Origin of the sequence: Oerskovia enterophila (genome assembly GCF_001692445.1) — a bacterium.
GTDB lineage: Bacteria > Actinomycetota > Actinomycetes > Actinomycetales > Cellulomonadaceae > Oerskovia > Oerskovia enterophila.
Genome location: NZ_MAQA01000089.1, coordinates 1 through 6,732, shown reverse-complemented (window position 1 = coordinate 6,732; position 6,732 = coordinate 1). Strand labels below are relative to the sequence as shown.

The 6,732-nt window shown below is 72.3% G+C and carries 6 protein-coding genes; all 6 read left to right on the top strand.

The genetic code is table 11. From position 1 onward, the window contains the following. Positions 1–38: 38 nt before the first annotated feature. Positions 39–989: an ornithine carbamoyltransferase gene (gene argF / locus OERS_RS19950; protein ID WP_068627738.1), complete on the top strand. Its 951-nt coding sequence runs from the start codon at positions 39–41 to the stop codon at positions 987–989. Beyond that, positions 986–1,525 (top strand): arginine repressor, encoded by a 540-nt coding sequence (locus tag OERS_RS19945; protein ID WP_056648930.1) that lies wholly within the window; start codon positions 986–988, stop codon positions 1,523–1,525. Before argF ends, OERS_RS19945 begins: the two co-directional genes overlap by 4 nt. A 264-nt stretch (positions 1,526–1,789) precedes the next feature. Further along, a complete protein-coding gene (gene argH, locus OERS_RS19940) occupies positions 1,790–3,262 on the top strand; it encodes an argininosuccinate lyase (protein ID WP_082608737.1) in 1,473 nt (490 codons plus the stop codon). Between the two features lie 7 nt (positions 3,263–3,269). Continuing rightward, on the top strand, positions 3,270–3,911 hold the full coding sequence (locus OERS_RS19935) for a uridine kinase family protein (RefSeq protein ID WP_068627737.1): 642 nt from the start codon (positions 3,270–3,272) through the stop codon (positions 3,909–3,911). A 100-nt stretch (positions 3,912–4,011) separates the two neighbouring features. Further along, entirely contained in the window at positions 4,012–4,710 is a 699-nt protein-coding gene (locus OERS_RS19930) for a DNA-3-methyladenine glycosylase (protein ID WP_400288421.1), read from the top strand. A 189-nt stretch (positions 4,711–4,899) separates the two neighbouring features. Then, positions 4,900–6,159, top strand: coding sequence for a tyrosine--tRNA ligase (gene tyrS, locus OERS_RS19925; RefSeq protein ID WP_068627736.1), 1,260 nt, complete (start codon positions 4,900–4,902; stop codon positions 6,157–6,159). Positions 6,160–6,732: the final 573 nt, after the last annotated feature.

Genomic DNA, 6,732 nt, shown 5'->3' with positions numbered 1-6,732 from the left:
GCCCCCACCGCCTCCGCCACGCCTCCGAAGGGCTGACAGTGACTGCCTCGACCGCCCCCGTCCGACACTTCCTGCGCGACGACGACCTCAGCCCCGCCGAGCAGCGCGAGGTCCTCGAGCTCGGCCTCGGATTCCGTGAGGACCGCTTCATCCGCACGCCCCTGCGCGGCCCCCAGGCCGTGGCGCTCATCTTCGACAAGCCCTCGACCCGGACGCGCGTGTCGTTCTCGGCGGGGGTTGCCGAGCTCGGTGGGTACCCGCTGACGATCGACGGCGCGACGAGCCAGCTCGGTCGCGGCGAGCCCATCGCGGACACCGCCCGGGTCCTGGACCGCCAGACGTCCGCGATCGTGTGGCGGACGTTCGGCCAGGAGCGCATCGAGGAGATGGCCCGGGTCGCGAGCGTCCCGGTCGTCAACGCGCTGACCGACGAGTTCCACCCGTGCCAGATCCTCGCCGACCTGCTGACGGTCGCCCAGCTGCGCGGCGGCGTCGGCGCCCTGGCCGGCACGTCGCTCGTGTACCTGGGCGACGGGGCCAACAACATGGCCCACTCCTACCTCCTGGGCGGGGCGACCGCGGGCATGCACGTGCGCATCGGCGCGCCGGCGCAGTACCTGCCGGACCCGGCGATCGTCGCCGACGCCGAGCGCATCGCCCGCGAGACGGGCGGCTCGGTCCTGGTCACCTCGGACGCGCTCGAGGCCGCGCGGGGCGCCGACGTCGTCGCGACCGACACCTGGGTCTCGATGGGCGACGAGGCGAGCGCCGCCGAGCGCGAGCTGCCGTTCGTGCCGTACCAGGTCAACGCCGAGGTCATGGCCGTGGCGGCCCCCGACGCCCTCGTGCTCCACTGCCTGCCGGCCTACCGGGGCAAGGAGATCACGGCCGAGGTCATCGACGGTCCGCAGTCGGCCGTCTGGGACGAGGCCGAGAACCGTCTGCACGCCCAGAAGGCGCTGCTGACCTGGTTGCTGGAGCGATCGTGACGACCGGGGGCCTGGGGCCGGGCAGCGTGCCGACCACCAAGGCGGCACGCCACGCGCGCATCGCCCAGCTCGTCGCGCGGCACGAGATCCACTCGCAGGCAGAGCTCGCCAAGGCGCTCGCGGAGGACGGCGTGAGCGTCACGCAGGCGACGCTCTCGCGCGACCTGATCGAGCTGCGGGCGGAGAAGGTCCGCAGCGCGTCCGGCTCGCTCGTCTACGCGGTGCCGGGCGAGGGCGGGGACCGCTCGGTCCAGGTCGCGAACGACGCCGAGTACGTCGCCGCCCGGCTCGCGCGCCTGTGCGGCGAGCTCCTGGTCTCGGCCGAGTCCTCGGGCAACCTCGTGGTGCTGCGGACCCCGCCGGGGGCGGCGCAGTACCTGGCCTCGGCGATCGACCACTCGGTGTTCGTCGGGGTGCTCGGCACGATCGCGGGCGACGACACGGTCCTGGTGATCTCGCGCGACGTCGACGGCGGCGAGGAGATGGCCGCGCGTTTCCTGGCACTGAGCAACCCGGTCGGGCCGTCCGCCTCCTGACGGACGACGGCCTGCGGGCTGACAGACTGTGACAGGACACCAGAGGCCGTGACGCGCGCGGGGCTCTCCGCCCCACCTCGCGTCCCCACGGCCGCACACGCACGACAGACAGACAAGAACGACCCCGCCGACGACGAGGGCGACCCGCTCGCCCGGTCGCCGGCGGGGAGAACCCTCGAGGTCCTCGGCCGACGGCCGGGGCCTCGGCCGCCCGCGACGAGACGTCCGGGAGCGGCATCGACCTCGGTACCGGGAGCCTGAAGCATGAGCGACGACCTGAACGACAACACCCCTGCGCCCGGGGACGAGCAGCCGGCGGCCGCCGCACCTGCCGCCCCGGTCAGCCTGTGGGGTGGCCGCTTCGCCGGTGGCCCCGCCGAGGCCCTGGCGGCGCTGTCGCAGTCGACGCACTTCGACTGGCGGCTCGCGCAGCACGACATCGCCGGATCCCGGGCGCACGCCAAGGTCCTGGCCGCTGCCGGCCTGCTCGACGAGGACGAGCTCACGGCGATGCTCGAGGCGCTCGACGTGCTCTCGGCAGACGTCGAGTCGGGGGCCTTCCTGCCGGTCCTGGCCGACGAGGACGTGCACACGGCGCTCGAGCGCGGGCTCATCGAGCGCGCAGGGGCCGAGCTGGGCGGCAAGCTGCGTGCGGGACGCTCGCGCAACGACCAGATCGCGACGCTCGTGCGCTCGTACCTGCGCGAGGAGGCCCGCGCGATCGGCATCCTGGTGCTCGACGTCGTCGACGCCCTGATCGAGCAGGCCGAGGCGCACCCGGGCGCACCCATGCCGGGGCGCACGCACCTGCAGCACGCGCAGCCCGTGCTGCTCGCGCACCACCTGCTCGCGCACGCGTGGCCGCTGCTGCGCGACGTCGACCGCTTCATCGACTGGGACGTGCGTGCGGGGCGCTCGCCGTACGGCTCGGGCGCCCTCGCGGGCTCGTCGCTCGGTCTGGACCCGGCGGCCGTCGCGGCGGACCTGGGCTTCGACGGTCCGGTCGAGAACTCGATCGACGGCACGGCCTCGCGCGACGTGGTCGCGGAGTTCGCGTTCGTCTCGGCGATGCTGGGCGTGGACCTCTCGCGCTTCGCCGAGGAGATCATCATCTGGAACACCAAGGAGTTCGGCTTCGTCCGCCTGGACGACGCCTACTCGACGGGTTCGAGCATCATGCCGCAGAAGAAGAACCCGGACATCGCGGAGCTCGCGCGCGGCAAGGCGGGGCGCCTGATCGGCGACCTGACGGGCCTCCTGGCGACGCTCAAGGGCCTGCCGCTCGCGTACAACCGCGACTTGCAGGAGGACAAGGAGCCGGTGTTCGACCAGGTCGACACGCTCAAGGTCCTGCTGCCCGCGTACGCGGGCATGGTCCGCACCCTGACGTTCGACACCGAGCGCATGGCCTCGCTCGCGCCGCAGGGCTTCTCGCTCGCCACGGACATCGCCGAGTGGCTGGTCCGCGAGGGCGTGCCGTTCCGCGTGGCGCACGAGGTGGCGGGAGCGTGCGTGCGCGTGTGCGAGGAGCGCGGTATCGAGCTGTGGGACCTCACGGACGCGGACCTCGCCGAGATCTCGGAGCACCTCACGCCGGGGGTGCGCGACGTGCTGACGGTCGAGGGTTCCCTCGCGTCGCGCGACGCGGTGGGCGGTACGGCCCCTGCGCGCGTCGCGGAGCAGCTCGAGGAGGCGAAGGTCCGCTCGGCGGAGTACCGCTTCTGGGTCCAGGGCTGAGACCGCCGTGAGCGTGAGTGCGGAGGTCCTCGCGGACCTCGTCTCCCGCGTGCACGACGGCGCAGCCCGCCTCGGCGCGGGACGTCCGGCCGGTCCGGGCGTCCCCGCCGGGCCGGGGTGCCGGCTGGTCGTCGTCGACGGGCCCGCGGGCTCGGGCAAGACGACGCTCGCGGCACAGCTGGGCGAGGCGCTGTCCGCGCAGGTGGTCCACATGGACGACCTGTACGAGGGCTGGACCGGGATGACCGCGGGCGTCGGGCGGCTCGTCGAGCAGGTGCTCGACCCGTTGTCCGAGGGCAGGGCGGGGCGCTACCAGCGCTACGACTGGACGCTCGGCGACTTCGCGGAGTGGCACGACGTCCCCGTGGCCCCGTTCCTCGTCGTCGAGGGCTGCGGTGCGGGGGCCCGCAGGATCGCCGACCTGACGACCCTGCTCGTCTGGGTCGAGGCCGACGACGAGGTCCGGCTCGGGCGGGGTCTCGCCCGCGACGGCGAGGACGCGTACGACGCGTGGATCGACTGGATGGTCACCGAGCGTGCGGTCTACGCCGCCGAGGGGACGGCCGAGCGGGCCGACGTCGTGCTCGACGGGTTCGGCGAGCCGGCCCCGCGACCGGCCGTCCCGGCGGACGGCGTCGCGGACGCCTGACTCCGCTGCCGTGGCGCTCGGGCGTCTCGTGGGACGCACCGACGAAACATGCGGGGCGTAGATTGCGGGGGAGACCCGCGCCGAGCCAGGGAGGCCTCCCGTGCCCGAATCCCTCCGATCCGCCACCCCAGACCTCCGTCTCGTGCCCGACCCCGGCGAGCCCGCCCTGGACGTGCCGGCCCGGGGCTGGTTCGCGCGGTCGAGCCTCGAGGTCGCGCGCGACCTGCTGGGGTCGTCGATCACGCACCGCACGCCCGAGGGGGTCGTCACCGTCCGCCTCACCGAGGTCGAGGCCTACGACGGCGAGCGGGACCCGGGCTCGCACGCCTTCCGTGGCCGCTCGGAGCGCAACCGTGCCATGTACGGCGAGCCCGGTCACCTCTACGTCTACCGCCACCTGGGGCTGCACCACTGCGTCAACGTGGTGTGCGGGCCGCTCGGGCAGGCGTCTGCGGTCCTGCTGCGGGCGGGCGAGGTGACCGACGGCGCCGAGCTGGCCCGGGCACGTCGTCTCGCGGTCGGGGTGTGCGACTCGGACCGACAGATCGCGCGCGGGCCCGCCCGGCTCGCGGTGGCGCTCGGTCTCGACCTCGACCACTACGGGCTGGACGTGACGGACGTGGCGGGAGACGTCGTCGTGCACCGCGACACGCGTACGCTGCGACCCGCGATCGCGACCGGACCACGCGTGGGCGTGAGCGGCGACGGGGGAGACGCGAGCGTCTACCCGTGGCGGCTGTGGCTCACCGGTGACCCGACCGTCTCGGCCTACCGCCCCGCGTACCGCCGGACGCGCTGAGGCGCGCGGGTCGGCTGGTTCCGGCCCCGGACGTCGTCGGGGGCCGCGACGCGCGGGCGTCCACGCTGCAGGGGAAGTCGGTGCTCGGGGGCAGGACACGGCAGACTAGGACCTCGGGCGCGCGGGACGACGGCGCGCCCCACCCACGCCCTGCGCCGCACCGCGCGCGGGCACGACGAAGGAGATGCAGTGAACGACGTTCTCGACGAGTTGCAATGGCGAGGCCTGGTGGCGCAGTCCACCGACGAGGCCGCGCTGCGTGCTGCGCTGGCCGAGGGACCCGTCACGTATTACTGCGGCTTCGACCCGACCGCGCCGAGCCTGCACCACGGCCACCTGGTCCAGCTCATCCTGCTGCGCCACCTGCAGCTCGCCGGGCACCGGGCGATCGCGCTCGTCGGCGGCGCCACGGGCATGATCGGTGACCCGCGTCAGTCGGGGGAGCGGATCCTCAACACCAAGGACACGGTCGCCGAGTGGACCGAGCGCCTCAAGGCGCAGGTCTCGCGCTTCCTCGACTTCGAGGGCGACAACCCGGCCCGCATCGCGAACAACCTCGACTGGACCGGTCAGCTCACGGCGATCGACTTCCTGCGGGAGATCGGCAAGCACTACCGTCTGGGCACCATGCTCGCCAAGGACACCGTGGCGCGCCGCCTGAAGTCGGACGAGGGCATCAGCTTCACCGAGTTCAGCTACCAGATCCTGCAGGGCAACGACTACCTCGAGCTCTTCCGGCGGGAGGGCGTCACGCTCCAGACGGGCGGCAACGACCAGTGGGGCAACCTGCTCTCGGGCGTCGAGCTGATCCGCAAGGCCGAGGGCGCGTCGGTGCACGTCCTGACGACCCCGCTCATCACCAAGGCCGACGGGACCAAGTTCGGCAAGACCGAGGGCGGGGCCGTGTGGCTCGACCCCGACATGATGAGCCCGTACGCGTTCTACCAGTACTGGGTCAACGCGGACGACGCCGACGTGGTGGGCTGGCTCAAGATCTTCACGTTCCGCACCGCGGAGGAGATCGCCGAGCTCGAGCGTGCGGTCGCCGAGCGCCCTGCGGCGCGCGAGGCGCAGAAGGCGCTCGCGGCCGACGTCACCACGCTCGTCCACGGCGCAGCCGCGACCGAGGCCGTCATCGCCGCGAGCCAGGCGCTGTTCGGCCGGGGTGACCTGGGCGCGCTCGACGCGGGCACGCTCGCGGCGGCCGTGGCGGAGCTGCCGCGCACGACGGCGGCTGCCGGCGACACGGTCGTCGACCTTCTGGTGGGGTCGGGCCTGGTGGCCTCGAAGGGGGCGGCACGTCGGGCGATCGCCGAGGGTGGGGCGTACGTCAACAACGTCAAGGTGACCGAGGAGGACGCGGTCCTCGGCGCGGAGGACCTGCTCCACGGGCGGTTCGCCGTCCTGCGTCGCGGCAAGCGGACGCTGGCGGTCGCGGCTGCCGAGTAGTCCCTGGACGTGCGGGGCCCGGTGAGCTGTCGACCGGGTCCCGCGGGCTTCCGCGGGCGCGTCCAGCTCGCCGGCAGGACTGCGGTGACCGGCGTCACGACGGCACGGTTTGACCTTCCCGGCAACCTCCACGTAATGTTCTGGATGTCAGCCCGACAGGGAGGAACAGACACCACTGCGAAGCTCTTCGGAGCCGCCGCGAAGTGGCTGGTCCCGCAGGTTGGCTCCTCCGAGAAGTTCAGGTCCTGGATCTGGCGTCTTGTGAGGCAGATCAGCAGAGAAGGTCTCCGCTTCAGCGGTAGACACCAGCTCAGCGGTCTGGTAAGGTAGAGAAGTTGCCCCGAGTGAAGGCCTGGAAACGGGTTGGAGTCGGTGCGTGTCGGTTGCTTGAGAACTCAACAGTGTGCTTGATAGTTAATGCCAATTGTCCTGCATGGGCGCATGGTGTGCACCTTCGGTGTGTGTTGTGTGTTCGTGTTGAGACTTCTTATTTGGTATGAATTGAAAACGTCATGTTTTCGGTTTGTAGCCATGATTATGGACCTTCGGGTCCGCTTCGTATGGTTGTTAGCC